Annotated in this window: 1 protein-coding gene; it reads right to left on the bottom strand. The window is 72.7% G+C overall.

Annotated elements, in window-relative coordinates; genetic code table 11:
* On the bottom strand, nucleotides 1-1640 hold a 1640-nt coding region (locus tag AP428_RS34210; protein WP_197285630.1), incomplete at both ends, for an autotransporter-associated beta strand repeat-containing protein.

The following is a 1640-nucleotide window of genomic DNA, read 5'->3' as shown; positions in this document are numbered from 1 at the left end:
GTCTCTCCGCCCAGGCCGAGATTGTTCGCACCGCCAACCGTCAGCGTCGACCCCGCGCCGAGGTTCACCGCGTTGCCGAGCGTCGTGCCGGCCACGCTCGTGCCGAGCGTGCCGCCCGCGCCGCTCGTGTTCAGCGCGCCCGTGCCCAGTGCCGAACCATTGCCCGCGATCAACGTGCCGCCACCGGTCAGGCTCGTGCCGCCCGTGTACGTGTTGACTCCGGTCAGCGTTTCGGTACCCGTGCCGCCCAGCGTCAGGCTGCCGCCCGCACCCGCGATCGTGCCGTCGTAAGTACCGCTACCCGAACCGCCGAGCGTCAGGTTGTTGCCGCCCAGGTTCACCGTCGAACCGGCCACGCCCGACAGCGTGCCGGTCGTCTGCGGCGTGGTCGCGCCGCTCAGGTCGAAGGTTGCGCCCGCACCCGTCAGGCTCACCGGCGTCGTCCCCGACAGGCTGCCGCCCGCGCCGATCGCCAGCGTGCCGCTGTTGATCGTCGTCGCGCCCGTGTACGTATTGCTGCCCGTCAGCGTTTCCGTGCCGGTGCCCGACATCGTCACGCCGCCGGTGCCGGCGATGTTGCCCGCATAGGTACCGCTGGCCGACCCGCCGAGCGTCAGGTTGTTGTTGCCCAGGTTCACCGTCGAGCCGGCCACACCCGAGATCGCGCCGGTCGATTGCGGCGACGCGGCGCCGCTCAGGTCGAGCGTCGCGCCGGCCGCCGTCAGGCTGACCGGGCTGCTCGACGACAGGCTGCCGTTGCCGCCGATCGCGAGCGTGCCGCTGTTGATCGTCGTCGCGCCGGTGTAGGTGTTGGTACCCGTCAGCGTTTCGGTGCCGGTGCCCGACAGCGTCAACCCGCCCGTGCCGCCGATCACGCCCCCGTACGTGCCGCTGCCCGCGCCGCCGAGCGTCAGCGTATTGCCGCCCAGGTTGACGTTCGTGCCCGCGCCGCCGGACAGCGCGCCGGTCGTCTGCGCGGAAGTCGCCGCGCTCAGGTCGAGCGTCGCACCCGTGCCCGACAGGTCGATCGCGCTGCCCGACGACAGGCTGCCGCCCGCGCCGACCGCCAGCGTGCTGCCGCCGCCGATCGTCGTGCTGCCGGTGTAGGTGTTCGCGCCCGACAGCGTCGTCGTCGAAGGACCATTGACCGCGAGGTTGCCGCTGCCGCCGATCGCGCCGCCCAGACCCAGATTGTTCGCACCGCCAACCGTCAGCGTCGAACCCGCGCCGAGATTCACCGCGTTGCCGAGCGTCGTGCCGGGCGTGCTCGCGGCCAGCGTGCCGCCTGCGCCGCTCGTGTTCAGCGCACCCGTGCCGAGCGCCGAGCCGTTGCCCGCCACCAGCGTGCCGCCGCCGCTCAGGGTCGTGCCGCCCGTGTACGTGTTGTTGCCGGTCAGCGTTTCGGTGCCCGTGCCCGACAACGTGAGACTGCCGCCCGCGCCCGCGATCGTGCCGCCGTACGTGCCGTTGCCCGTGCCGCCGAGCGTCAGGTTGTTGCCGCCGAGGTTCACCGTCGAACCGACGACGCCCGACAGCGTGCCCGTGGTCTGCGGCGTGGTCGCGCCGCTGACGTCGAAGGTCGCGCCCGCACCGGCCAGATTCACCGGGCTGCTGCCTGACAGGCTGCCGCCCGCGCCGAT

The sequence above is a fragment of the Burkholderia sp. E168m22 genome (assembly GCF_001319805.1).
Classification (GTDB): Bacteria; Pseudomonadota; Gammaproteobacteria; order Burkholderiales; family Burkholderiaceae; genus Burkholderia; species Burkholderia orbicola.
This window is presented reverse-complemented; position numbering and strand designations above follow the sequence as displayed.